Annotated in this window: 23 protein-coding genes and 2 pseudogenes; 9 read left to right on the plus strand and 16 right to left on the minus strand. The window is 67.8% G+C overall.

Features of this window, described 5'->3' with window-relative positions; genetic code table 11:
- Window positions 1-101: 101 nt before the first annotated feature.
- From AB0M51_RS11325 to AB0M51_RS11335, 3 genes are all read left to right on the plus strand, one after another.
- Window positions 102-1,109, plus strand: a complete 1,008-nt coding sequence (locus AB0M51_RS11325) for a cupin domain-containing protein (RefSeq protein WP_363749084.1) — start codon at window positions 102-104, stop codon at window positions 1,107-1,109.
- Between the two features lie 336 nt (window positions 1,110-1,445).
- Entirely contained in the window at window positions 1,446-1,922 is a 477-nt protein-coding gene (locus AB0M51_RS11330) for a redoxin domain-containing protein (RefSeq protein ID WP_363749086.1), read from the plus strand.
- 397 nt (window positions 1,923-2,319) lie between these two features.
- Window positions 2,320-2,700 (plus strand): nuclear transport factor 2 family protein, encoded by a 381-nt coding sequence (locus tag AB0M51_RS11335; protein WP_363749088.1) that lies wholly within the window; start codon window positions 2,320-2,322, stop codon window positions 2,698-2,700.
- A gap of 451 nt (window positions 2,701-3,151) precedes the next feature.
- Here AB0M51_RS11335 and AB0M51_RS11340 read toward each other — a convergent pair whose 3' ends face one another.
- Window positions 3,152-3,355 (minus strand): hypothetical protein, encoded by a 204-nt coding sequence (locus AB0M51_RS11340; protein WP_363749090.1) that lies wholly within the window; start codon window positions 3,353-3,355, stop codon window positions 3,152-3,154.
- Between the two features lie 198 nt (window positions 3,356-3,553).
- Between AB0M51_RS11340 and AB0M51_RS11345 the strand changes: the two genes are divergently transcribed.
- The gene (locus tag AB0M51_RS11345) at window positions 3,554-4,735 is read left to right on the plus strand and encodes an MFS transporter (protein ID WP_363749092.1); all 1,182 of its coding nucleotides are present in this window, start codon (window positions 3,554-3,556) and stop codon (window positions 4,733-4,735) included.
- Window positions 4,736-5,247: 512 nt separating this feature from the next.
- On the opposite strand, the pseudogene AB0M51_RS11350 reads toward AB0M51_RS11345, so the two are convergent.
- Together AB0M51_RS11350 and AB0M51_RS11355 are read right to left on the minus strand one after the other, a co-directional pair.
- A pseudogene (locus AB0M51_RS11350) lies at window positions 5,248-5,417 on the minus strand (IS3 family transposase); the annotation flags it as partial.
- Between the two features lie 590 nt (window positions 5,418-6,007).
- Window positions 6,008-7,069 (minus strand): NmrA/HSCARG family protein, encoded by a 1,062-nt coding sequence (locus tag AB0M51_RS11355; protein WP_363749094.1) that lies wholly within the window; start codon window positions 7,067-7,069, stop codon window positions 6,008-6,010.
- A gap of 71 nt (window positions 7,070-7,140) precedes the next feature.
- Here AB0M51_RS11355 and AB0M51_RS11360 point away from each other — a divergent pair, with 71 nt between their 5' ends.
- Entirely contained in the window at window positions 7,141-7,497 is a 357-nt protein-coding gene (locus tag AB0M51_RS11360; RefSeq protein WP_363749096.1) for a metalloregulator ArsR/SmtB family transcription factor, read from the plus strand.
- Between the two features lie 388 nt (window positions 7,498-7,885).
- Here the strand turns inward: AB0M51_RS11360 and AB0M51_RS11365 are convergent, their stop codons facing one another.
- The 6 genes from AB0M51_RS11365 to AB0M51_RS11390 form a co-directional block, all read right to left on the minus strand.
- Entirely contained in the window at window positions 7,886-8,290 is a 405-nt protein-coding gene (locus AB0M51_RS11365; RefSeq protein WP_363749098.1) for an NAD(P)H-dependent oxidoreductase, read from the minus strand.
- Window positions 8,291-8,439: 149 nt separating this feature from the next.
- Complete coding sequence (locus AB0M51_RS11370) at window positions 8,440-10,341, minus strand: AMP-binding protein (protein WP_363749100.1); 1,902 nt, start codon at window positions 10,339-10,341, stop codon at window positions 8,440-8,442.
- Window positions 10,342-10,625: 284 nt separating this feature from the next.
- Entirely contained in the window at window positions 10,626-11,486 is an 861-nt protein-coding gene (locus AB0M51_RS11375; protein ID WP_363749102.1) for a fumarylacetoacetate hydrolase family protein, read from the minus strand.
- 97 nt (window positions 11,487-11,583) lie between these two features.
- Window positions 11,584-12,138, minus strand: coding sequence for a flavin reductase family protein (locus AB0M51_RS11380; RefSeq protein ID WP_363749104.1), 555 nt, complete (start codon window positions 12,136-12,138; stop codon window positions 11,584-11,586).
- 3 nt (window positions 12,139-12,141) lie between these two features.
- Window positions 12,142-13,296: an LLM class flavin-dependent oxidoreductase gene (locus AB0M51_RS11385; protein ID WP_363749106.1), complete on the minus strand. Its 1,155-nt coding sequence runs from the start codon at window positions 13,294-13,296 to the stop codon at window positions 12,142-12,144.
- 112 nt (window positions 13,297-13,408) lie between these two features.
- Window positions 13,409-14,194 carry a type 1 glutamine amidotransferase domain-containing protein gene (locus AB0M51_RS11390; RefSeq protein WP_363749108.1) on the minus strand — a complete coding sequence of 262 codons (786 nt, stop codon included), beginning with the start codon at window positions 14,192-14,194 and terminating at the stop codon, window positions 13,409-13,411.
- A gap of 272 nt (window positions 14,195-14,466) precedes the next feature.
- Between AB0M51_RS11390 and AB0M51_RS11395 the strand changes: the two genes are divergently transcribed.
- Window positions 14,467-15,582, plus strand: coding sequence for an alpha-hydroxy acid oxidase (locus AB0M51_RS11395; protein ID WP_363749110.1), 1,116 nt, complete (start codon window positions 14,467-14,469; stop codon window positions 15,580-15,582).
- A gap of 50 nt (window positions 15,583-15,632) precedes the next feature.
- On the plus strand, window positions 15,633-16,334 hold the full coding sequence (locus AB0M51_RS11400; protein WP_363749112.1) for a GntR family transcriptional regulator: 702 nt from the start codon (window positions 15,633-15,635) through the stop codon (window positions 16,332-16,334).
- A 342-nt stretch (window positions 16,335-16,676) separates the two neighbouring features.
- Here the strand turns inward: AB0M51_RS11400 and AB0M51_RS11405 are convergent, their stop codons facing one another.
- On the minus strand, window positions 16,677-17,270 hold the full coding sequence (locus tag AB0M51_RS11405) for a helix-turn-helix domain-containing protein (protein ID WP_363749114.1): 594 nt from the start codon (window positions 17,268-17,270) through the stop codon (window positions 16,677-16,679).
- Between the two features lie 102 nt (window positions 17,271-17,372).
- On the opposite strand from AB0M51_RS11405, the gene AB0M51_RS11410 reads away from it, so the two are divergent.
- Window positions 17,373-18,113 (plus strand): nitroreductase, encoded by a 741-nt coding sequence (locus tag AB0M51_RS11410; RefSeq protein WP_363749116.1) that lies wholly within the window; start codon window positions 17,373-17,375, stop codon window positions 18,111-18,113.
- A 97-nt stretch (window positions 18,114-18,210) separates the two neighbouring features.
- On the opposite strand, the pseudogene AB0M51_RS11415 reads toward AB0M51_RS11410, so the two are convergent.
- The 4 genes and pseudogenes from AB0M51_RS11415 to AB0M51_RS11430 all read right to left on the minus strand — a co-directional run.
- Window positions 18,211-18,519: pseudogene (locus tag AB0M51_RS11415) on the minus strand (transposase); the annotation flags it as partial.
- Between the two features lie 61 nt (window positions 18,520-18,580).
- Window positions 18,581-18,748: a transposase gene (locus AB0M51_RS11420; protein ID WP_363749118.1), complete on the minus strand. Its 168-nt coding sequence runs from the start codon at window positions 18,746-18,748 to the stop codon at window positions 18,581-18,583.
- 41 nt (window positions 18,749-18,789) lie between these two features.
- Window positions 18,790-19,041, minus strand: coding sequence for a hypothetical protein (locus AB0M51_RS11425; protein WP_363749120.1), 252 nt, complete (start codon window positions 19,039-19,041; stop codon window positions 18,790-18,792).
- Window positions 19,032-19,718, minus strand: a complete 687-nt coding sequence (locus AB0M51_RS11430) for a sigma-70 family RNA polymerase sigma factor (protein WP_363749122.1) — start codon at window positions 19,716-19,718, stop codon at window positions 19,032-19,034. The genes AB0M51_RS11425 and AB0M51_RS11430 overlap by 10 nt, the downstream gene beginning before the upstream one ends.
- Window positions 19,719-19,995: 277 nt before the next feature.
- Here AB0M51_RS11430 and AB0M51_RS11435 point away from each other — a divergent pair, with 277 nt between their 5' ends.
- Window positions 19,996-21,207: an alpha/beta fold hydrolase gene (locus AB0M51_RS11435; RefSeq protein ID WP_363749125.1), complete on the plus strand. Its 1,212-nt coding sequence runs from the start codon at window positions 19,996-19,998 to the stop codon at window positions 21,205-21,207.
- Window positions 21,208-21,718: 511 nt separating this feature from the next.
- Here AB0M51_RS11435 and AB0M51_RS11440 read toward each other — a convergent pair.
- Both AB0M51_RS11440 and AB0M51_RS11445 read right to left on the minus strand, forming a co-directional pair.
- Window positions 21,719-22,603: an alpha/beta hydrolase gene (locus AB0M51_RS11440; RefSeq protein WP_363749127.1), complete on the minus strand. Its 885-nt coding sequence runs from the start codon at window positions 22,601-22,603 to the stop codon at window positions 21,719-21,721.
- Window positions 22,604-22,744: 141 nt separating this feature from the next.
- Window positions 22,745-23,914 carry a cytochrome P450 gene (locus AB0M51_RS11445; RefSeq protein WP_363749129.1) on the minus strand — a complete coding sequence of 390 codons (1,170 nt, stop codon included), beginning with the start codon at window positions 23,912-23,914 and terminating at the stop codon, window positions 22,745-22,747.
- Window positions 23,915-24,350: the final 436 nt, after the last annotated feature.

The raw sequence follows: 24,350 nt of genomic DNA on the forward strand, positions 1-24,350 counted from the left end.
TCTCTTACGGGACTGAAAGAAACGGGTCACGCCTGGGCCTGCCCCACTAAGTTGTCCCGGCGCGGGAACTTGGCAGCAGCACGAATCGGAAGGACGAAACGATGGCAATCTCGTATGCGGGGCCAGCTGCTGATCACCAGCAGCTGGAGTGGCTCGGTGGCGGCGTCATGCAGGTCCTGCTGGACGGTGAGCGGACCGGCGGGCAGTTCTCCATGTTCCGGTCGTCCGCGCCGGCCGGGGCGGCCTCGCCGGCGCACCTGCACACGCGCGAGGACGAGATCTTCGTGCTGCTGCGTGGCAGTGCCATCTACTGGGTCGGCGACCAGCGGTTCGAAGTGGGTGAGGGTAGCGTCGCGTTCCTGCCGCGCGACGTACCGCACGCGTACCGCATCACGTCCGACGCGGACCTGCTGGCGCTGAGTACGCCGTCCGGCCTGGAGAACTTCTTCCGGGGCGCGGGCCACGACCTCCGCACGCCGAAGCCGGAGGGGTGGAGCGTCACGCCGCAGACCATGGCCAAGGCGGCCGCGGACAACGGTCAGCTCATTCTCGGCCCGCCGCTCGGTCCGGAGGACAAGCTGCCGACCGATGTCGAAGCCGCCGCAGGTCTTGCGGCCTACGTGGCCGGGGCCGGTGAGCACGAGACGCTCGAATGGCTCGGCGGGGGACTGATGCGGGTCCTTCTCAACGGGCAGCACACGGGAGGCCAACTGTCGTTGTTCCGGTCCGATGCGTCGGCGGGTTCGGCGTCGCCGGTCTATGTGCACAACGAAGAGGACGAGATCATCGTGCTGCTGAGCGGCAGCGGCATCTACTGGGTTGGTGGGCACCGTTACGACCTGACGGCCGGTGGTGTGGTGGTCGTGCCGCGCGGTGTTCCCATGGCGTACCGCATCACCTCGGACGCAGAGATGCTCGCGGTCACAACGCCGGGTGGGCTGGAGGACTTCTTTCGGATGGCCGGCCGTGACGTGCGGCAGCCCCGGCCGGACGGCTGGCAGGTCTCGTACGACGGGCTCGGGCAGGCGTCGCGGGCCACCGGTCAGACGATCCTCGGTGCGCCCTTGGAAGCGGACCAGATGATCCCGGCCGAGCTCCTCAAAGCCTGAGGCCAGACCTGCTCGGCAAGCTGGCAGGGCGTCCCCAGGGAGAGCGCCGCTGTGTTGCCCGCCTGGCTCCGGACGCCGAGGGAATCCTCTATGCCGACATCGACCTCAACGACATCGTCGGCGTCAAGTCGCACCTGGACCCGGTCGGGCACTACTCGCGCCCGGACGTGTTCAGCCTGCACATCAACACCAAGGGCAACTCGCTCGTGCGGTACTCCGGGGACGGCAGCCGCCGCACGCCCGTGACCGGGGACGGGGCGATCTCCGTCGGTGGGGGTAAGAACCCGGCCCGGGCGGGCTCTAACCCGTGACAACTCACGAAAGGAAAGTTCGCCCATGCCGTTGCTCAACGAAGGTGATCAATTCCCCAGCCTGGTCGTGGATCGCGTAGGAGGCGGGGAGATCGTCCTCCCGGACGACCTGCGTGGCCAGTACGGTGTCGTGCTCTTCAACCGGGGCTCGTGGTGCCCGTTCTGCGTGACGCAACTCAAGGGATTCACCAGGGCCCTGCCCGACCTGGACGCCGTCGGGGCGGCCGTCGTGTCCATCTCCGCGGACCCGAAGGACGACGCGAGCACGATGGTGGACTCCCACAGCATCGCGTTCCCCGTCGGGTACGGCGCCTCGCCCGCGCGGCTCGCGGAACTCACCGGCGCGTTCGTCCACGAGGGCCCGTCGTACGTGCAGGCGACCGGCTTCATCCTCGATCCCGACGGCCGCGTGCTGCTGAGCACATACTCGACCGGAGCAGTGGGTCGGTTGAATGCCCCGGATGCGGTGGGGTTCATCAAGTACGTCCAGTCCTCCAGCTGACGAGGGCGCGGCTGCTCGCCGCACCGGACCAAGCAGCACAGGCCCGCACGGCGGTCGCCCGTCCGTACGGGCCTGTGCGCGAAGTGCACGCGCCCGGTGCCGTCACTGCCACGTCGAACAAGCGCGACATCCTCGACACCACCCGCGGTCTGCGCGAGCGCGAGGGAGACGTCTGGGTCTTCGACCCGCAACAGGTCGCCGGCGAACCGCCGCTGGCGACGAATTCGTCACGAAGCGGCCGAAACGGGTGCTAGCCGGTAAGAAGTGGCCGAAACGGGGGCGCTATCCGGTGGACCCGTTGCCGTCCGCGATCACATTGGCGCAATTCACAGCTGACCCATCGCAGCCGCGCGGGTGCCTGCCGGGAACATCAAACCCACATGAGGAGCAATGTGCCATGCCCGAAACTCCTGCCGATTCGATCGACCTACCTGTTGCTGTCCGCGCGCTGCGCGACGCGATGAACTCTCACGATCCGCAACGCGTCGCAGATTGCTTCACCACCGATTACGAGGTGGTGACGCCCCTGCAGCCGGCCATGGGCTTCGTCGGTAACGACAATGTGCTCCGCAACTGGACGCAGATTTTTGCAGGCATCCCCGACCTCCACGCCGAGGTGTTGCGGACCGCAGTGAACGGCACCGAAGTTTGGTCGGAGTGGTGGATGACCGGTACCAAGGTCAACGGCGAACCCGCGCAGCTCGGCGGCCCGGCGATCTGGACCGAGCGTGAGGGGTTGGTCGCTTCCGCCCGCTTCTATCTCCAGCAGGTCGCCTGACCGATAAGAGCACCGGCCGCGCGGCCTCGGCTCTACCGGAGCCTGGGCTGGAAGGTCGTCGCGGACATCGTCCTCGCGCGCTGCTAGATCCGGACCACGCCTGAACAGCGGTACGTCAAAGGTCTGTAAGAGCCGGGACGTCCTTCCTCGCAAGGGGTCGTCGGCGCCGCGAGTGAACTCCGCTACGTTGCCTCGGGCGTCCAACACTCAGTACGACGAAATCCCTGGCCACCAAGGTCCTCGGCGGGCGAAACGACGGGGCGTCGCCGGACCGGTGCTCGCGGCTCTCGTCCTCCTCGGGCTGGTCGCGGGCGGCGGGTGGTTCCTCACCCGGGACGGCAAGAACGCCCCGCCGGCTCCCGGCTGCGCCCGGCGTAGTCGAAGGCAGCGAGCCAGGACGAGCCGCTGACCGTCGTCACCTCCGACACCCCGCCCGTGGACGACCCGACCCCTAGCCACTCCGATCGCGACCCCCGACGCCTAGCCCGACGCCGACGCCGAGCAAGACGCCATCGAAGACGCCGGGCGCGAAGCCGACGCCGACCCGGTCGACCACGGCGCCGAGCCGTGGCACCACGCGGACGCCGAGGCCGTCGCCCAAGCCTACGCGGTCGTCGCGGAAGCCCAGCCACACCGCCACGCCGAAGCCGACCACGATCGCGATTCACGTTCCTGTCCGTGCGTTGCGAGTATCAGGACGCCTCTCAACGTAGCGCCAGCCTCATGGCCATGCGTGGAGCCTGCTCCCCGCGACGGCGGGGCGTGGTGTTCCAACTCAATTTGCCTTCGGATCGCCTTTTTGGTCTGCTTAACATATCGCGAATTCGCGATGCATAGCCAAAGGGGGATCCACATGAGATGGGGATTGATCGCACTGGCGCTGGGAGGGTTCGGCATCGGACTCACGGAGTTCGGCATCGTCGGCCTGCTGCCTGAGATCGCCGACGACTTCGGCGTGCGCGAGGACACTGCTGGCCTCCTGGTCTCGGGCTACGCGCTCAGCGTGGCGGTCGGCGCACTCGGGCTCACCGTGGCCGTGCGCCGGTTCAGCCGCAAGCCAGTGCTCCTCGCCCTGATGTGCTTGTTCATTCTCGGCAACCTGCTCTCCGCGCTCGCACCAACATTCGCGGTCATGCTGCTGGCGCGGGTGATAGCCGCGTTGTGCCACGGGGCCTTCTTCAGTATCGGTGCGGTGGTGGCCTCGCAGCTGGTCGAGAAGAGTCGTGCGGCGCAGGCGATTGCCCTGATGTTCGCTGGTCTCACGGTCGCCAACGTTCTGGGCGTTCCGGTCGGCACGTTCCTCGGCCAGCTCGCCGGCTGGCGGTCGACCTTCTGGGCGATCAGCGTGGTCGGCGTAGTCGCGATGATCGGCATCGCCGTGCTGGTGCACCCACGCGTAGACGAGCAGTCGCCAGTCGGGCTGAGCGCCGAGCTGCGGGTCGTACTGCGTGGGCAGGTCCTCGCCTCGGCCCTGGTCAGCGTCGGGGCCTTCGGCGGCCTCGTCGGCGCCTTCACCTACAGCGCCTTCACGCTCACCCACGTCAGCGGCTTCGCCACTGCGAGCCTGCCGTGGCTACTGCTCCTCTTCGGCGTCGGGAGTTTCATCGGCAACCTTCTCGGCGGCCGGGCCGCCGACCGAGGAGTCGACCGGTCCCTCGCGGTCACTCTCGCCACCATGAGCATCCTTTTCGTGGCGTTCGCCCTACTGGCCGAGGTCAAGGCCGCCGTGGTGGTGCTGATGCTTCTGCTCGGCATCGTCGGTTTCGCCTCGGCCCCGGCACTGCAGCTGCGCGTCATGCGCTTCGCCGGCGACGCCCCCACGCTGGGGTCCGGCGTGAACATCGCCGCCCTCAACGTCGGGAACGCGCTGGGAGCCTGGGTATGCGGCCTCGCCCTGACCGCCAGCTCCGCCTATGTGGCGCCGCTGTGGGTGGGGGCTGTGTTCGCTTCGGCGGCGCTGGCCGCACTCGGCGCGGCTCGCGGCATGGTTGCGTTGAACGACGCAGCGCCCAAGCAGAGTTCCAAGCAGAGTTAGCAACGCGCTCGCCAGAGTCGCATCCGTCCGCCCGACGCGGCCCGTGTCAACCGGAGAGCCACACACCGTCACGGCGGAACGGCTGCATGCGGCTCGGCGCCAGTGCCGGCGAGTCGACCGCACGCCTTATCCTCCGGCATTATGCGGCCCGACAAGCTGGGTCCAGCGGCTCTCCTCTCCGCGAGAGCTGCAGACGCTGAGGCGTCGAGTGGGGCCTGGGCGTTGGCCGTTACGGAGATCCTCGCAGGTGACTGAGAGTCCGGAACGGCTGGAGAGGGACGACCGGTTGGTGATCAGGGCGCGCGGGGCGAGTGACGTTGACGCCCTTGAGCTTGCTCGCATTGACCTTGCACCGTGGACACCCGCGGTGACCCCGGCCCCGCGGCCCTCCGATCCGGCCACCTACGAGTTCTTCGGCGAAAAGCGCCGTACGGGCGACGTCCTCGTGGCGGTGATGGGTCGGGCGTTGGTCGGCTACGTCGAGCTTCGAGGCCCCGTGTCGCCCCGACGCTGGTCTCGGCAAGCGTGTTGTCGAGCGCGTCACCGGCTGATCCGACCGAGGGGTCCACGCCGGCCTCGATCAACCTGGTTGTGAATGCCACCGACGAGAGGCACGCCAGCCGATGATCCGACGAGCGAACGCATCGGTGACGAACGCCACGTAGACCATCCCGGTCCAGGTCGGCTCGTGCCCTCCCAGCCGTTCTCGCGGTTGAGCCGCTCGATCGTGCACCGGGCGACGTCATGGCCTCGCCGCGAAGTGTGATCCACGTCTTCTTGGACCCCAGCCGCTTGTTGAGTTTGTTGCGCTCCCGCAGCTGGAGGATCGCCGTGATGATCTCCTCGTCCCGCCGCAGCTTGGCCTGTCCGCGACCGTGGCACGCCGCCGTGTTCCTGCACCCCCGCGCTGTTCGAGCCAGTCGCTGCAGGCCTTCCCCGACCGACCGGGCACGAGGTCGCTCAATGTCGACGAGCACGTGATGCCACACGTGCTCGTCGACACCGAGCCGGTTGACGCCAGCGAACCGGGACTCATCGCCAGCCACCTGCTCAATGAGTGGCTTGATCGAGAACCACACCGTGTTCCAGGTCGTGCCCAGCTGGCGGGCCACGCCGGCGACTGAGCTGTGCTCACGCCGGATCTGTCTGATGGCCCACCAGCACGCGCGCGGCGTCAGCAGTGCTCGTGGCGCGGCGAGGTTCTCGTCCTGCTCGGTGAAGGTTCCTGTTGGCAGTACGGCTCGAAGCTTCCAATCTCGTCGATGATTGGGTCTAGCTGCCGAAGGCGACCCGCTCCCCGCGCCAGCCGGTGTTGCGGACGAACTGTTCCCAGGTCAGCGTGTTGGGATCAATGCGTCGGCTCCACTGGAGGTCGCGGTCGCCGCGGAAGTATCCGAACTCCACCGCGTACTCGACCATGCCGATAGTCTCGTCGGCTGCCAAAGGGTTCACGCCCAGGAAAGGGAAGTACTCAAGAAGGCCTTCGCGCGTGTAGGCGTTGCGGTACTCGGCCTTGAGCCCGGTAACACGGGAGAACGTCTCGACCATCTCGGCCGGGGAGATCACATCACCGACGACCGGTAGCCACGCGCCGCGGTAGGTGTCGGGGTTGGAGAACACCTCCAGAACGGCGGGGCCGGCCGCGGTGAGAGGGTCCACGAACGGGACGCGGAAGTCCTCGGGAAAGTAGAAGGGCATGACCACCGTGTCACCGTCGACGTGCGGGACGTAGTACTCCAGCGCGTTGGTGTAGTAGAACGAGAGCGAGACGAAGGTGTGCGCGATCGGCAGAGTCCGAATGTGCTCGGCGACTAGCGCCTTGTCGGTGAAGTGCGGCGCCCATTTTGTGCCCGACGTCCTCTCCTCGACGTTCTCCAGGGTGCTGAAGACGACGTGACCTACTCCGGCTTCGCCTGCGGCATCAGCAAGTTGGCTCCCGATGAGGTACTCCTCGGAGTCGGGCGGCAGGAGGGGCGGCGTCATCAGGAAAGCTCCCTCGGCCGATCCGAACGCGTCCACGAGCTCGCGCTGGTGGCCCGGCGCGAGTGGAACCTCGGCGATCTCCGCTCCCAGTCCTGCCAGGCTCCGGGCCTGGGCCGAATCGGCGTTCCGGGTCAGGGCTCGCACCCGGAACCTGCCGCTCTCGAGCAAGGACGTGGCGACGCTCCTTCCCTGCTTGCTGGTGGCACCCGCGACGACGATCAGCGGCTTACTGGTGTCAGGCATTGCGCACTCCTCTTGTGTATGCCCGGCGTTCGCGGCGGCCCGCAGCCGGGCGGCCGCGACGCGACGAACTTGGCTTGCCAAACATATCGTCATATCGCGATCTGTCAACTTGTTGGCACGGAGGAAGAGCTCAATTCGTCACATCGAGATACGGTGGTGCCTCAGGGAGAGGAGACACCGTGGCGAAGGCACAGGCGATGGGCCCAGAGAGCGAGACAGGAAACGATGCCCCGCTGGATGCGGTCGAAGCCTTGAAGGCCCTGGCCAACCCTGCGCGGCTGCAGATCATGGATTGGCTGCGAGACCCCCACGGCGAGTTCGCGCAGTGGGAACCGATCGCCGACCGGGACGACGTCGGGGTCTGTGTCAGCCACCTGCAAGCCAAGTCGGGGTTGGCGCAATCGACGATCTCGTCGTATATGGCAACCCTCGAACGGGCGGGCCTCGTGCGGTCCACACGGATCGGCAAATGGGTCCACTACAAGCGCAACGAAGACACGCTGTCGCGACTAGCGGAGATGCTCCGCAGGACATAGCGACCATCACGAGGGTCACGAAAGTCACCAGCGGCATCGGGTAGCTCGACCCAATCCCACTGGGTCTCCTCACCGGGCGGGTGCTCGATGGACGCGTTCGCCCGGCCCCTCGTGGCGCTGCAGGGCTCGCAGTGCGGCCGCAGGCCCCGGGTGCGGATCTGGCGGGTGAGCGTCGAGCGCGACCGGTCGCGTCCAGATGTCGGGCAATCGCGGAGATCGTCCAGCCCTGCCGGTGCAACGCGTGCGCGTCGACAACTACACCCGCACCCGAACTCAGTAGGACCAGGTGCCGCGCCATCCTCGCACCGACAGGGCCAGGTACGCCGCCGTGCGCCGGCCCCGCGAGCTCAGCGGCCACCTGGCTGATCATCGAGTCAGTCAGGTGGTCCTAGACCAGGGGACGGATCTTATTGGCAGATGTGGAGCTTACGAGCCACCTCGCGAGATCGGTGAGCGCAACTCCGTAGTCGTGGCATCGCGCGGCAACGCGTGATTCAGCGGCCGCACCATCACCGTCGGTGCGAGGGATGAAGAGGTTGGGGCTCAGCACCTGCATCCCGAAGAAGTCGCACAGGATGGATCGGGTCGGATCGACGCCGAGGAAGTGGTGGACGGACTCGGCAGTGAGGAGCGTTCCGGCTGCCTTCCCCCGCAGCGCCGAGTTCCCGTCCCGATCTCTCGGGATGTGGTCGAGCAAAGCCTTGAGCGGCCACGCAGCTTGCCCGCGGTACGTTGGCGCGGCGAACAGCACGGCGTCCGCTTGTTCGATGACCTCGAGAAGCTGTTCGTCCACTCGTCCGTCGCCGCAGTCGAGTTGCAGAGGTTCTGCGCCCGCGGCGGAGGCGCCGGCGAGGACCATGCTGGAGTGCTGTGCGGTTCGATGGCCTCCGGGGGAGCAGACGAGGGCAACGACGCTGGTGCGCGGGGCCTCGGACGCTTGGCTCATCGGGCGGCCGGTTGGGATGTGGTCCCGAGTTCCCCGCGCAGCGACTCGACGATGCTGGGGTCTTCGACCGTGCCGGGTACAACGGTGGTTCGCCCCTCGGCAAGGTCGCGCATCGTGCGGCGCAGCAGCTTGCCCGAGCGAGTCTTGGGGAGTGCCGAGACGATGTGAACCTCGCGCAGGGCGGCGACAGCTCCGAACTCGGCGCGGACCAGTTCGACGATCTCTGTGGCTACGGCGTCGGTGTCGGGGCTGTGGCCGTCCTTGAGCACTACGATCGCATGCGGGGTCTGTCCCTTGAGTGCGTCGGCCCTCCCGATCACTGCGCATTCAGCCACCGCTCGGTGGGCCGCGACGATGGCTTCGAGGGCTCCGGTCGACAACCGATGGCCGGCAACGTTGATGACGTCATCGGTCCGTCCGAGTACGTGCAGTCGCCCGTTCTCGTCGAGGAAGCCGCCGTCGCCGGTGAGGTAGTAGCCCTCGAAGGTCGACAGGTACTCGGTGGTGTAGCGCTCCTCGTCGCCCCAGATCGCGGATGCCGGGCCGGGCGGGAGTGGCAGACGAATGCAGATGGAACCTTCGTCTCCGGTCGGCACTGGTTCACCGTTGTCGTTAAGGACCGCTATGTCGTAGCCCGGTGAAGGCTGACCGCCCGCACGGCTACTCGCTCCGGAATCGGATTCGTCGCTCGGGATGGTGACCGTGATGGGCCAGCCGGTTTCGGTCTGCCACCAGTTGTCGACGACCGGTACCTGGAGCGTACGGCGAGCCCAATCGGCCGTTTCGGGGTCGATTCGTTCGCCGGCGACGTAGAGCGTCTTGAGGCTGGTGAGCTGCGAAGCGCGGACGTGTTCTCCGGGCTCGTCGGCCCGTCTGATTGCTCGGATGGCCGTGGGCGCGGCGAACAGCCCGCGGACCTGGTGCTTCTCGCAAATGCGCCACCATGTGCCGGCGTCAGGTGTGCCGACCGGTTTGCCCTCGTAGAGGACGGTGGTGGATCCGGCGAGCAGGGGTGCGTAGACGATGTAGGAATGTCCGACGACCCACCCGACGTCGGAGGCGGCCCACCAGACATCGCCGGCCGTGATGTCGAAGATGTTTGCCATCGACCAGGCGAGGGCGACTGCATGGCCTCCGTTGTCACGCACGACACCCTTGGGCCGGCCCGTCGTACCTGAGGTGTAGAGGATGTAGAGCGGGTCGCTGCTGGATCGGTCGACGCACGGAACGTTCGCTCCGGCATGCGCGGCCAGTTCGTGGTCCCAGTCGTGGTCCCGGCCGGGAAGAAGGACTGCGCCGTGCTCGGGGCGCTGCTTGACGAGCACCGCGTCGACGGAGTGCTCGGCCAGTGTCAGGGCTCCGTTGACGAGTTCCATGTAGTCGACGACCCGGCTCGGCTCGAGCCCGCAGGAGGCCACGAGCAGGACCTTGGGCTCGGCATCGTCGATGCGAGCGGCCAACTCGGGCGCGGCGAAGCCCCCGAAAACGACCGAATGGATTGCGCCGATGCGCGCGCAGGCGAGCATGCCTACGACGACGTCCGGGATCATCGGCATGAAGATGAGTACCCGATCGCCCGCCCGGGCACCGAGACGTTGAAGGACCGCGGCGCATTCTTGGACCTTTGCAGCGAGTTCGGCGTAGCTCAGGATCTGGCTCGCCCCGTTGATCCCGCTCTCGAACACCACCGCGGGCCGGTCGCCGTGACCGGCCTGAACGTGGCGATCGAGGGCGTTATGACACGTGTTGAGGCGGCCATCGGCGAACCAGCCGCCGTCTGCAGCAGCGTCGGGAAGCGCCCGGGTCGGCGCTTGAGACCAGTCGATGAGGCTGGCTGCTTGCTGCCAGAACGCTTCGGGGTTCTCAGCGCAGATCCGGTGCTGCTCGGCAAGGTTCATCGTAGGTTCCTCTCGTGGCCTGAAGCCGGTTGTTCGTGCTGGCCCTCGTCAATGAGGACTTGCCAAACTTTCGACCCCGGGCCTGACGTTGTGGTGGCCGCTCATCGTCTGGGTGCGGAACTTCCAGCCCGTCGTGTTCACGCCGGCGCGGACCACCCGCACCCGCGCTTCTCCAGGTCCCGGCTGGGGCAGGCCACTTTCAACGACCTCGAGAACGTCGGATGCTCCCGGTTGCCGGTAGACAGGGGCTCGCGCGGTTGCCCTTACTCTCAGTAGAGCGGTCTTCAGTTGGCGGGTGGCAGCAGCCGTTGACGGATCTCGCCGATGCCGGCCGCCCAGGTCACGAGCTCGGCCCCGGGCTGCAGGTACGTCGGCGGTTGCTGCCCCATACCGACACCGGCTGGGGTTCCGGTGAAGATCAGGTCTCCGACATTGAGCTCGACCACGCGGGAGAGGCGCTCGATGATCGCGGGGATGTCCAGGATCATGTTCGAGGTTCGGTCCTTCTGCATGATCCGGCCGTCGACCGAGCAGCCGATCTCGATGTCGGACGGATCCGCGATCTCGTCAATCGTCACGAGCCACGGTCCGACAGGGGAGTAGCCGGCGAACGACTTGGCCATCGAGAACTGTGGTGGTGTGGCGGCGAGCTGGTGTTCACGGTCCGACAGGTCCTGGCCGACACACAGACCCGCGACGTGAGACCAGGCGTCTGCTGCTGCGATGTTGCGGCCGGGCCGGCCGATGACGGCGACGAGTTCGGCCTCCCAGTCGACAGTGTCCGAGGACAGCGCCACCTCGGCCAGTGGTCCTGCCAGGCTACTGACGTACTTGGTGAAGATCACGGGCTCGGGTGCGTCGGTGTAGCCCGTCTCGTCCTTATGGCTTCGGTAGTTCAGGCCGATGGCGAAGATCTGCGGCGGGTTCGGTACGACGGGCGCGATGTCGTCGAGTTCGAACGAATTGATCTGCGTCTCGAGGGCGCCGGGGGACTGATCGGCGAGCCACTTCTCGAGTCGGCCGAGCTCCGAAAGCAACTGGCGGACGCCGGCTGGGAAGGCGCCGCCGCTCGCGTGGTTGATGTCCACGCCGGTGCGGTCACCGGTCAGGATCCATGCGCGTCCGTTGACGTTGGCGACCCTCACTGCTCACCTCCTGTCTGCGCGTGGTCGTGGCGGCTGGAGTGGTTCACGAGGTGGGCTCCGGTGTCCACTTGTTGTGCTCAGTCATCCTTGTTCCGCCCTAGGTCTCGGTGTTCGTTCGGGCCAGCCCGTCGTGGGTGCCGAACTTGTGGCGCGCGTAGACAAGCGGGGGTTCGTCGCTGATCTCGGCCTGAGCGACGGTGGCGATGAGGACCGCGTGGTCGCCGCCGTCGACCAAGCGATCCACGCGGCAGCTGAGCCACGTGGCGGTGCCGGGGAACTGGGGGAGCCCGTCGCGCAGCTGCCATGTGACGCCGATGAACTTGTCCTCGCCACTGCGCGCGAATCGCATGGCCAGGTCGCCCTGGTCGACGGCCAGGACGTTGACCGAGATCCGGCGAGACGTGCGCACATGGCTCAGGAGGGTCGACTGCTTGCCCAAGGAGACGATGACCATGGGCGGGTCCAGCGACAGTGAGGTGAACGCGCTGACGGTAGTCGCGTAGGGACCGTCGAACCCGACCGTGGCCACGATGGTCACCGGCGCACAGACGCGCGCCATGGAGTCGCGGAAGGCCTCGGCGTCCACCAGGGTCGGTGAGGTGACGTCGGCCAGGTTCTCGATGAGACCGTCGAAGAAGTCCACGGTGGTCATGCCTCACACTCCAAGCGGGAAAGGCTTGCGCAGACCGCCGGCCTCGAGCTTCGGCAACACGTCGGCGTTGAACCGCTCCAAGCCGTCGACGAAGTCCACGAAGGAGAGCGAGACGCCGGTGACGCCGATCTCGGAGAGCTCGTTGAGCCGCTCGGCGATGTCCTCGGCCGTGCCGACCAGCGGATAGCCGCCGTACCCGGCCCGCAGGTGGAGGTTGAACTCCTGCCACTGCTGCGGCTCCATGGCCGAGGAGTTCAGGCCGAGGTAATGGGCGGCGGCCGCACCGGCGCTCATGTCGGCCTCGTCGACGAAGACCTTGTTCAGGTACTCCTGGGCCTCTTCGTGGGTGTCGCGCTGGATGACGTAGGCGGTGGTCCAGGTCGAGACCTCGCGGCCGGCGGCCTCGGCGTCGCCTGCGCGCTCTTCGACCAGGGCGCGTGCTGAGGCAAGGTCGTAGCCCGCGAGCAGCACGTAGCCGGAGTCGGCGTACTTGGCGATGAACTCGCGACCCGTCTTGGAGCCGCCGGCGTTCATGATCGCGGGGATCGGCGACTGGATCGGCTTGGGCTGGGAGTAGCCGCCTTCGACCTGGAAGAACTCCCCGTGGAAGTCGAACTCCTGGTCCTCGGTCCAGAAGCGCTGGACGAGCTCGAACCACTCGGTGGTGTACTGGTAGCGCCGGTCGTGGGGCAGAAAGTCGGATCCGAGCATCTTGAACTCGGGCTCGAACCAGCCGTTGACGATGTTGAGGCAGATCCGCCCTCCGCTGATGTGGTCGAGTGTTGCGACCTGCTTGGCGGCGACGGCGGGGTGGCTTGCCTGGACGTGGGCGGTGGTGACCAGGGTGATGTGGTCGGTCACCGAGGCGAGCCCGGCAGCCCAGGTGTAGGTCTCGAAGTTGCGACCGTTGAAGCCGTTCTCGCCGATCTGCTTCCATCGAGCAACGGGAACGAGGGCCTCGAATCCGGCGCGGTCGGCGATCTGTGCCACCTGCTTGGTGTAGTCCCAGGTCAGCAGTGGGACGTCGTCGGACAGCGTCATCGCGCAGCCGTGGTCACAGTTGGGGCCGAAGAGGCCGAGCTTGAGCTTGTTCTCCGAGAACAGGGCGTTGGTGGTTTGACGGTTCTTTCGCTCGCTGACGGGAACGGGGATGGGCATGACTCTCCTAGTGTGGCTGTTCTCAGGCGCGCGGCAGTGCGCGTTCGCTCGTGGGTGAAGTTCGGGTAGCCAGGATCGGCTGGAGCGCGGGTTGGATGAGAAGCGCTGAGCGCTAGCGGCTGCGGGGTGCTGCCTGCTCGGAGACGTTGCCAGAGACGTCCTCCGGGGCTCGCCGGGAGTTCTGGAGGCGACTTACGAACGCGGAGGCGTACTCAGGGACATCGATGGGGTAGCGGGCGCTGATGAAGTTGCCGTCCTCCACGACCAGCGGTGTCTCGAACGACTCTCCCCGGACGACCTCGCCGCGGGGGCCGACACCTTCGCGAACCTCGGTCTCGGTGTACTTCCAGTAGGTGCGGTACCGGCGACCGACGCGATACCAGGTGATCTTGAAGGCCCACTTCTCCAGCGGGAGGGTCAAGGTCGTGAACCGGCGACCGGCAATGATGCTTTGGTTGGTCGACGGGTCAATGGCTCGCGCCGGGATCAGGGTGCCGTGGCAGACCGCTCCGATGAGCTTCCCCGCGCGATCGAAGTCGACCACCTTGCTCTGGAGCACCGCGCTGTCGAGGTACTGCCGCATCCCCTGGGCGTGGCCGCCTCCGAGGTGGATGGCGTCGAAGTCCTCCACGTCGATGGCGCGGTAGGTGATCGGCGCCTGGAACTCCGCCGAGGCCACCATCGCGGCGTAGGCGGCGCGCGCTTCGGGGCCCGCCGGCAGCGGGTTGAACCAGCCGCTCTTGAGCAGCCGCTGGTCACAGCGGGCGACTTTTCCGGTTTCGGTCGCGAACGTGACGGTAAACCCTGCGTCGGTGAACCGGCTCCATGAGATCGCGGCTTCCGTGGTGTCGAAGTCCGTGTCCGGCAGCGGGATCAGTACGCGAGACGAGGCAGCCATGTGCGCTCTCCCTTCAGAAGGTCAGGCGCATCCTGCCTGACACCACGATCGTGCTTTTGCATGCAGTGTCTGTCAAGTGTCACGCCGAAAGACTTCAATAAGGGATGCAGTATTGGTTGACCGGCGCATTGCCTGCATGCATGCTGATGGCTGTGTCCACAATCTCTTCTGCCCATCGTCGGCTGCCACGATGGAGCGAGCTCAGGCCACTGCTTCGTCCGAAGCCGATCGAGCTTCACGGAGACCGGCGACGAGCCGCAGCCGCTGCTTCGGTGCACGATCTGCGAGCGATCGCACAGCGGCGCGTCCCTAAGGCAGTCTTCGACTACGTCGACGGCGGCGCTGAGTCGGAGCTCTCATTGAGAGCTGCACGCTCGGTGTTGGAGGGGGCCCGGTTCGCTCCGCGAACGCTGCGCGACGTGTCGCAACCCGACCCGAGCACCGAGATCTTGGGGATGCGATCCCCGATTCCCGTGGTCTTCGCCCCGACCGGGTTCACTCGCATGATGCACAGCTCCGGCGAGCTCGCTGTCGCGCGCGCGGCAGGTTCCGCCGGCATCACCTACGCACTGTCGACGATGGGAACGACCTCACTGGAGGACATCGCGGCTGAGATACCGGGATGCAGGCGCTGGTTCCAGCTGTATGTCTGGCGAGACCGCGCGCGTTCACTCGACCTGATCCAGCGGGCGGAGGCCGCGGGGTATGACGCCCTGATCCTGACGGTGGACACCGCCGTTCCTGGCGCGCGACTACGCGACGTCCGCAACGGTATGACGATCCCGCCCGCTATCGGGCTGCGCACCGTCGTGGACGGAGCGCGCCATCCCCACTGGTGGTTCGACCTGCTCACTACCCCGCCCTTGTCGTTCGCCTCTCTGGCGCAGTGGCAGGGCACGGTCGCCGAGCTTGCTGCGACTCTGTTCGATCCGACCATCAGCCTCGATGACCTCGCCTGGCTGCGTGATCAGTGGGCGGGCAAGCTGATCGTCAAAGGGATCACGTCGCTGCAAGACGCCACGGACTGCGTCGACGTCGGCGTCGATGCGGTCGTGATCAGCAACCATGGAGGCCGCCAGCTCGACCGCTCCCCGACGCCGCTCGACGTCTTGCCCCGCTTCGTGGAAGCGCTCGGCGACCAGACCGAGATCATGGTCGACGGTGGCTTTTTGTCGGGCTCAGATGTCGTCGTCGCCCTGTGCCTGGGCGCAACCGCAGTGCTCGTCGGTCGCGCCTACCTGTACGGCCTGATGGCTGCCGGTGAGGCGGGGGTACGTCGCACGAGCGAGCTCTTGGCCACCGAGACCGTGCGCACCATGCAACTGCTCGGAGCGCCCACGATCAAGGACCTCTCCCCAGAGCTGGTCCGCGGACTCGGAGACCTGTGAAAAGCTCCGCTAGCCTGAGAGGCATCCCGAGCGAGGAGCATGTGAGACCGGTGTCATCAGCAGACGTCGCAGAGATCGACGCCACCAAGAACCTCACCGACGCGGCCTACTACCGCATTCGCGAGATGATCCTCGACGGCTCACTCGCCGTCGGCACCTCGGTCAGCGTCGTCGCCTTGGCCGGCAAGTTCGGAATGAGCCGTAGCCCGGTGCGCTCGGCGATCGAGCGGCTCATGTCCGAACGGTTGCTGAGCCGAACGGCTAGTGGCGCGGGGGTCGCCGCACCGGATCGTCTCGACCTGCTCGACGCGCTGGCGGTCCGCGCGCCCTTGGAGGGGCTCGCGGCACGCCTCGCGGCGCCGCACATCGAGGAGCGAGCGCTGGAGGACCTCGAGGCGATCCACGCTCGGTTCGACCACGCCATGCGACAGGAAGACCAGGCCACCGCGCGGCGTGCCGACCTCGAGTTCCACCAGTACATCCAGAACCTGTCGGGCAACGAATGCCTCGCCGACACCCTTGAACGAGTGCAGACCCAGGTGGTGCTCGCTGCGTACTCCACGGCATGGACCAGCAGCAAGCGGCCGGCGGTTCTCGAGCACGCCCGCATCCTCGACGCGTTGCGGGAGCAGGACGGCGACGCCGCGCAAGCCGCAGCCGAACGCCACCTGCACAACCTCACCAATCGAGTTCTGGACGAGTGGAAACGGATTGAGGGCAGAGGGGTACGCACTCGCAGTGCCACCCGCTGAACGGGTTCGCTTCGACACTGGCCCTGCGGTTCGGCCGACGCCACCATCCCTCCGTTCGGAGGGCCGGCGTCACCGCGCGGCCGAGCAACGCTCTCGCATCGTCGACCCAGGAGGATCTCGTGGTGCGTTATGCCCGATCAACTCCCCGAGTTCGCATCATCTGCAACGAGTGCGTTCGGCGGATGGCTCCGGCGGACCGGGCCTGTTCTGCGGGAAGGCTGAGCGGGTGCCGCGGCGCCGCAGCGGCTAGGACCTGTTGTGAAAGTCCCGCCTTCCTCTCGATCGAGCGGCGGGCTCTTTGCATCAGGCGCTAGGCATACCGAGCAACCCCGGTGGGACCTGTCAGATCGCGGTCGGCAGCGCGTTTTCCAGGAGGGTCTCCGCCGCTGCCCGCGCGTGCCGGCCGTAGTTCGACTCGCCCAGCACCATGGCGCGGCTGGCGGCGCCGTCCGCGAGGGTCACGAGTTGCTCGGCGAGGACGGCGGGTTCGCGGCAGTCCAGTTCCGCTACCAGGTCGGTCACCAGCCGCACCATCAGCAGTTTCTGTTCGCGGGCGTAGGAGTGGACCGCGTTCTGGGGGTCGGGGAACTCCGCGGCGGCGTCGATGAACGGGCATCCGCGCACGGGATCCGTGCCGGTCGGGGGCGGGTCGAACAGCGCGAGGATTCGCTCCTTGGTGGGGATGTCCTCGCGTGCCAGCACGCCTTCCAGGGTGCGTCCCGTCGAGGAGAGGTCCTTGAGATGGGCGAGGACCAGCTCGTCCTTGTTCCTGAAGTGCGCGTAGAGGGTGCGCTTGGACACCGGTGCCCGCTCCGCGATCTGCTCCATGCCGGTCGCGTTGATCCCCTGGGCCGCGAACAGTCCGGCCGCGGCGGCCAGGATGCGCTCCCGCCCTCCGCGCCCCGGCCGTCGAGACGCCGTCGTCATCGTGGTCATCACGTAAGTATACGTTCTTGTTTACTTCGGAGGGCGTGGCTGGCTATAGTGCCACTTCAGGTAAACGATTCTGTTTACTTCAGCGATCCTGAGGAGAGTTCCATGAGTGGACCGGTCTTCACCCGGACACGCCCGAGCGAGGCACCTACCGGCGGGACACAGCCGGGCGGGACGCGAACGTCGGAGTACGCCGAGCTGCTGATCCGCGGGCGCCGCGCGACCCGCGCGTTCCGTCCCGACCCGGTGCCCGAGGACGTTTTGCGCGCGGTGTTCTCCCTGGCCGGCGCGGCGCCGTCCAATTCCAACGCGCAGCCGTGGCGGGTCGAGGTGGTCGGCGGCGCACGGCGAGACCGTCTGGCCGACGCCCTGCGGACGGCCTACAGTGAGCGACCTGTCACGGCTGACTACCCGTACTCCGAGGACATATACGCCCCCGTCCACCAGGAACGGCGGGCGGCCTTCGGCGCCGGTCTGTACGGAGCGCTGGGCATCGGCCCCGATGACCACACGGCCCGCGCCGCCTACGACGTGGAGAGCATGGGCTTCTACGGGGCGCCCCATGCCGCGTTCCTGTTCGTCACCGGCGACGGCGGGCCGCGACTGGCCGCCGACGTCGGCGCCTACCTGCAGACGCTGCTGCTGGCCATGACCGGCTACGGCGTGGCCAGTTGCCCGCAGGGCATGCTCAGCTTCTACGCCGACACCGTCCGCGATCAACTCGGAGTGGACGAGGGGAAGCTGCTCGTGGGCATCTCCTTCGGCTACGCCGACGAGAATGCGCCGGTAAACCGGGTCACGACCGGTCGGGCGGCCCTGGAGGCAACCACCACATTCCACACCTAGAGTCGGTCCCGAAAGCGCCCGGCCACAGCCACTCGTTGAGGGCTGCGACCAGCACGGTCGCCTCGTATCGGACGGCGAGTTTGTCGTATCTCGTGGCCCTGCGCCTGCCCAGGTAGGAGCGGTTCGCACGGGATCCGTAGGCTTTGTCGGCGCGGACCCTGTCCGGCGTGGTGCGTGGGCGTCCGGGACCGGTGCGAGGCACGCGGATGCGTTCGAGGACGGGCTGGAACTGCGGGCTGTCGTGACGGTGGCCCGCAGTGATCAGCAGGGACAGTGGCTTCTGCCCCTGCTCGGCCGCGAGGTGGATCTTCGTTGTCAGGCCGCCGCGGGAGCGTCCGAGCCCGTGATCCTCCGGCTCGGTGTCGACCCCACCGGGCGGCTCACGCTGCAGATCCCCTTTTTGCGCGCGCCGGCGGCGTGCCGGTGGGCACGGCAAACGGTCGAGTCCACACTCACGTCCCAGGCGATCAGGCCCTGTGCATCGGCTTGGACCTGCAGTTGTTCCAGGATCCGTTCCATATCCCGTCGATCAACTGCCGCCGCGCCCACGTCCGTGGCCGCCCCGACTTCTTCCCCGCCGGCAGCAGCGGCTCCAGTCGAGCCCACTGCCAGTCCGTCAAGTCCCCTCGCGCCACACCATGATCATCACAGCTCAAGATCTACTTTCGCAGCACGCCTAGTTGTCCTGACCCGACACGGCGGCCAGCAGCCCGCGGTAGTCCTCAGCACATGGCCCGCAGGCCTTCAGATGGGCCGTGACGCCCGGCAGATGCTCCTCGGGATCCTCGCCCGTGACCACGAGCTCGACGTACTGGTCGAGAAGATCGAAGAAGTGGCCACATCCCACGTCAGCGGGATCCGTGCGCAACATGGCGACGATGCGGTCCCGGGCGGTGACCTGCGGCTCTCGGGGCGCGTTCACCGCCATGTCTCCTCTTCCTTGATGTGGCCGCGCGCCACAAGGTGGCGACGTAGCTTGGCGCGGATGTCGAACTCCGCTTTGTACAGCGCGTTGCGGTTGGTCCCGAGCTCGATGGCAAGGACGTCGAAGCCCACACGACTGATGAAGAGCGCCTCGAAGATGTGGCGCTGGCGCTCGGTGAGTTCCGTGCGCACCACGTCGTGGATGGCGTCGATGAGCTCGCGCGCCGCCGTGACCTCGGTGGGGTCCGTGGCAAGGCTCTCGGGAAGCCGGTTCCAGTCGTCGGGGTCCAGCACCACCCCGACCCTGCTCCAGCGATGACGCCCGATCTTCTGGGCGACGCCCAGGATCGCGAACTTGCTCGCCCACGTGGTGAAGCGGCTGCGTCCCTCGAAGTCCGGCAACCGCCGCAGGACGCTGACGCACGCGTCGTTGGCGGCCTGCTCAGCGAGGTCGTAGAGCTCCACTCCGCGGATCCCGTGCGTGCCTGCGCGACGTGACGCTTCGGCGCGAGCTACGCGCCGCAGCAGGGCATGGAGCTCGGCGACGGCGGTGTCGTGCCGGTCTGACGTCGCGTCAAGGTCGGCGAGCCACTGCCTGGAGGTCTCGTCCAAAGAGTCCAGGGCGGACACCGTCCGACCAGCATCGTCCTCCAGCTCGAGCTGCTGCTCGGTCGGCCCCATGGGGAAATACTAGTTGGCGTCACCGCCGCTCCCAACGTCAGCGTCCTCAAGACGTTGCGCGCGGACGGCACTGAGTGCAGCCCCGACCGCGATCACGAGCACCAGGCGAGCTGGAAGACCGCTGCGGCACCAGCACGCCGATGGACGGTGTCATCCGCAACGACGGGCTTGTCCGGTGCGAGTGGTGCGCCAGTCGGACGATCGGCCCGTAAGGACAGCGCAGGTGCCGGCACGGACGGGGTGAGACTCGTCGTGCACAAGGAGGATCGCCGGACCGATGGACCCACACCCGACGACATTCGCCCTCACCTCGTCCCGAGGAACCCGGCTCGCCGCGCGGCTGGAGGTTCCCCGCGGGCCCGTGCGAGCCAGCGCGGTCTTCGCCCACTGCTTCACGTGCTCGAAGGACCTGCGGGTCGAGCGCCGACTCACGGAGGCTCTCGTGTCCGAGGGCTTCGCGGTCCTGTCCTTCGACTTCGCTGGGATCGGTGCCAGCGAGGGTGAGCTTGCGTCCGGAGGCTTTGCCGCGGACGTGGCCGACATCAGCACGGCCGCCGAGCACCTTGCCGGGACCGTCGTCCCTCCTGCCCTCCTCGTCGGTCACTCCCTCGGCGGTGCGGCCGTCCTCAGCGCAGCGCCCGCGATCGCGTCGGTGCGAGCCGTCGCGACCATCGGCGCGCCGGCCGACCCGGCTCAAGTGCAGCACGTCCTGGACGGCGACCTCGCGGCCGTGCGCCGCGACGGCGCCGGAGTCGTACGGATCGCCGGGCGCAGCTTCGAGATCTCGCGGGCCTTCCTGGACGACCTCGCCGCCCATCCTCCGCAGGCGAGCCTGGCGACGTTCCAAGGCGCCGTGCTGCTGATGCACGCACCGCGGGACGAGGTCGTCGGCATCGAGAACGCCGAGGCCCTGTACCACGCGGCTCGGCACCCCAAAAGCTTCGTCACTCTCGACGAGGCCGACCACCTCCTCAGCCGTGCGGACGACGCTGCCTACGTGGCGTCCGTTATCGGCGCGTGGGCCCGCCGCTACCTGCCGACGGCGGACCTAGCCCTCCATAAGGGGTACGAGACGGGAGGCGCGACCGCGGTCAGCTCCGATGGCTTGCGCACGGTCGTGGAGTCACGTGGCTTCGCGATGGTCCTCGACGAACCCCTCGGCGCGGGCGGCACGCAGGAGGGACCCACCCCCTATGACCACCTCGCTGTCGCCCTGGCGGCCTGCACCGTTATGACGATGCGGCTGTATGCGCAGCGGAAAGGGTGGGACGTAGGTGAGATCCGTGCTCGCGCCGCGCATGACCGGGTGCACGCGGAGGACTGTCGGGACGACGCCTCCGGCAAGGTCGACGTGCTCGCTCTGGACCTCGAGCTCCCAGCCGGTCTCGAGGCCGAGCAGCGCGCGAGCCTCCTCCGCATCGCCGGTCGCTGTCCGGTGCATCGGACGCTGTCGGCCAAAACGTCCGTGGTCACACGCCCCGAACGGTGATGCGCGCGCACGGAGGCCGAACGATCCCGGACGACGAGAGCGGGTCGCGTCCTTGGTCAGCGACGCCCAAGTGGGCGGGGAACCCTTCGTGCCAGTGCGTCTGTGCTTGAGACCGAGGGAGCGCCGACCACCAGGGTTGCCTCCGTCTGGCCCGCCCCGCCCCGCCCGCACTGGGCCACTATCTCGACGACTGCCAGAGTCCACGTCCCCATCGAACGCCCCGAGCGCGTCAATCTGCTCGATCGTGATCGGTCGCGAGAAGAAGATCGACCGCGGCGTCGGCATGGATGCGAGTCGCGTCGAGGCCGTCTCCGTGTTGGCGATGACGATCGCTTGCGCGCCGTCGTCGACCAGCGGCGCGCCACGTCGAGCACGATTGCCCGGTCGGCCGCCTGCACCCGACCGAGGTGAGTTGGCGCGCCCCACCGGTCAGGCACTCTCGGTGCCGGACCTTCGTTGGTGCCTTCGAACCAGAGGTTCCTTCCGACGTCTCGGGATCAGTGACTAGGCGTCACCTGGGGCTCTTGCGTCCGAGGAAGTCGATCATCAGGTCGGCCACCTGTTCGAGGTCCGTCTCGAGGAGGAAGTGTCCGCCGTCGAGCAGGTGGATCTCCGGCTCGTGGGCGTCCTTGGCGAACGCCTCCGCGCCTGCCGGGGCGAAGATTTCGTCGTTGCGGCCCCACGCCGCGAGGACCGGGACGCCGGACGAGCGTAGGTGGTCCTGGAAGGCGGGGTAGAGCCGCACGTTGGTGATGTAGTCGCGGAAGAGCGCCAGCTGTGCCAGGTCGTTGCCGGGACGGCCGACGAGCGCGGCGTCGTGGATCCACGTGTCCGGGCTGACGACGCTCGGGTCGCTCACGCCGTGGGTGTACTGCCACCTGATGGCGTCCACCCCGAGGGCCGGGCGCAGCGCCTCCTCGGTGTCGGGGCCGGGGGAGTCGGTGTAGTCCCAGATGCTCTGCCAGAACGACGGCACGAACCCCTCCTCGTAGGCGTTGCCGTTCTGGCTGACGATCGCCCACACCGGTGACGGGTCCTGCAGCGCCAGGCGCCATCCGATCGGAGCACCGTAGTCCTGCACGTAGATCGCGTACGAGCCGATCCCTAGGTGGGTCAGCAGTGCAGAGGTGTGGTCCGCCAGCGCGTCGAAGGTGTAGTCGAACTCGTCCACCCCGGGGGCGTCGGTCAGGCCGAAGCCGAGGTGGTCGGGCGCGATGACGTGGAAGCGGCGCCCCAGCACGGGGATGAGGTCGCGGAACATGAAGGAGCTCGTCGGGTAGCCGTGCAGCAGCACGACGGTCGGGGCGTGCGGGGACCCGGCCTCGCGGTAGAAGGTCGTGCGTCCGTCGACCTCGACCGTGCGGTGGTGGGTCTGGTGCGTGTGGTGGATGGTCAAGTCCTGACTCCGTCTTCGTCTTGGAGGGGTTGGACCTCGTCGGCGACGAGGAGACGATGCTGCGCCCACCGCCGGCGGCGAGCGCCAGGAGCGCGCCAGGAGCGCGTCAGGTGCCGCGGGACGGCGTCCCCGAGCGTCGGCTCACCAACTCACCCGGGCGCTGCGCGGCCCGCTGAACAGAGGGTTGCGCAGGTCGTCCCAGGCCTCCGGCTCCGCCAGGCGCAGGTCGGGCATCCGGTCCAGGAGGCGGTCGAGGGCGGCGTCGATCTCGAGCCGTGAGAGCTCGGCGCCCAGGCACAGGTGGACGCCGTGGCCGAACGCGACGTGCTTGCGAGCCGACTCCCGGTGCAGGTCGAACCGGTCGGCGTCGGGCCCGAATGCGTCCTCGTCCAGATTGGCGGACTCGAGGCTGACCAGCAGTCGCTCGCCGGCGTGCACGCAGGCGCTGCCCAGTCGCACCTCCTCCTCCGCGGTGCGGGTGACCCACCGGATCGCGGTGCAGTGCCGCAGGCCCTCCTCTCGGGCGAGAGCGAGCAGCGAGCGGTCGGCGCGCAGCGCGTCCCACCGCTCGCGCTCGACCAGGAGGTGGTGGACCGTCCACCCGAGCGTGAACGAGGTGCTCTCCACGCCTGCCGCGAACAGCTGGAAAGCATGGAAGGCCACCTCGCGGTCCGACATCGGCACACCGTCCACGGACGCGTCGACCAGCATGGTCAGCACGTCCTGCGGCTTGTCGCTCAGCAGGCGCCGCTCCTCGGACCGCGCCCGGAAGTACGCCTCGAGCTCGGCCCACTCGGGTGTGACGAACAGGTTGGCCGGCACCATCTCCGCGAGCGCCTGGGTGAGTTCCACCAGACGGCCGGCGTCGGCTCCGGGGACGCCGATCAGGCGGGTGATGACCGCAGCGGTCAGGGGGACACCGATGTCGCCCACCACGTCGGCCGGGCCGCCGGGCGGCAGCTGGTCGAGGAGCTCGTCGACCAGCTCGCGGATCCACGGACCGGCGTCCTTCATGGCCGCCCGGTTGAAGGCGGGACGCAGGAGGTCGCGCAGCATCGTGTGCCGCTCGCCGTCGCTCTGGGTGATCAGAAGCGGGGTGGGCTCGCTGTCCCGGGCGAGGAGGAAGTTGTCCTTCGTGCTGAGGTGCTCGTGGTCGAGCAGCGCCGTCCGGACGTGCTCGTACCGAGGCACCAGGCCCATGCCCGGCAGAGCTGTCTCGACCACCGGGGCTGCTGCGGCGCGCTGGGTCGCGAGATCCGCGCGCATCTCCTCGATACTGCGACCGATCAGGGGGTTGAAGCTATTGGTCATGGTGGTGATGTCCTCAAGCAGGTCGATGGCGGTCTCAGCTCAGTGCCCCGCCGGCCGGTTCTCCTTACCTCCACCTCGCCGGCCAGGCGGCCGTCAGTGGTCGTGGTCGTGCGGGGTGACGAGGGGACTCGACCTCTGTGATCTCCGCGTCACCGTGGCCGGCGTGGCGGGCACCGGCTGTCGCCGGGGACCCACAGGCGACGGAACTCCGCGATGTCGGTGGCGGAGGCGGTCGCGCGGGTCAGTGACCTGGCACAGGTATGGCCGCTACTCGCCGTGGAGGGCCCGGCCCACTCGGACCTACGGGAGCGGGGCGGACACGGCCACGATGCCCCCCGCCTGCTCCGCAACCTGCAGCAACCGGGCTCGCGTGGCGCGGCAGTATCACCGCCATGCGACGACGAGGACGGGGAAGAGGACGGGGAACTCGGTAGGG

Source organism: Kribbella sp. NPDC051137, assembly GCF_040682535.1.
Taxonomy (GTDB): domain Bacteria; phylum Actinomycetota; class Actinomycetes; order Propionibacteriales; family Kribbellaceae; genus Kribbella; species Kribbella karoonensis.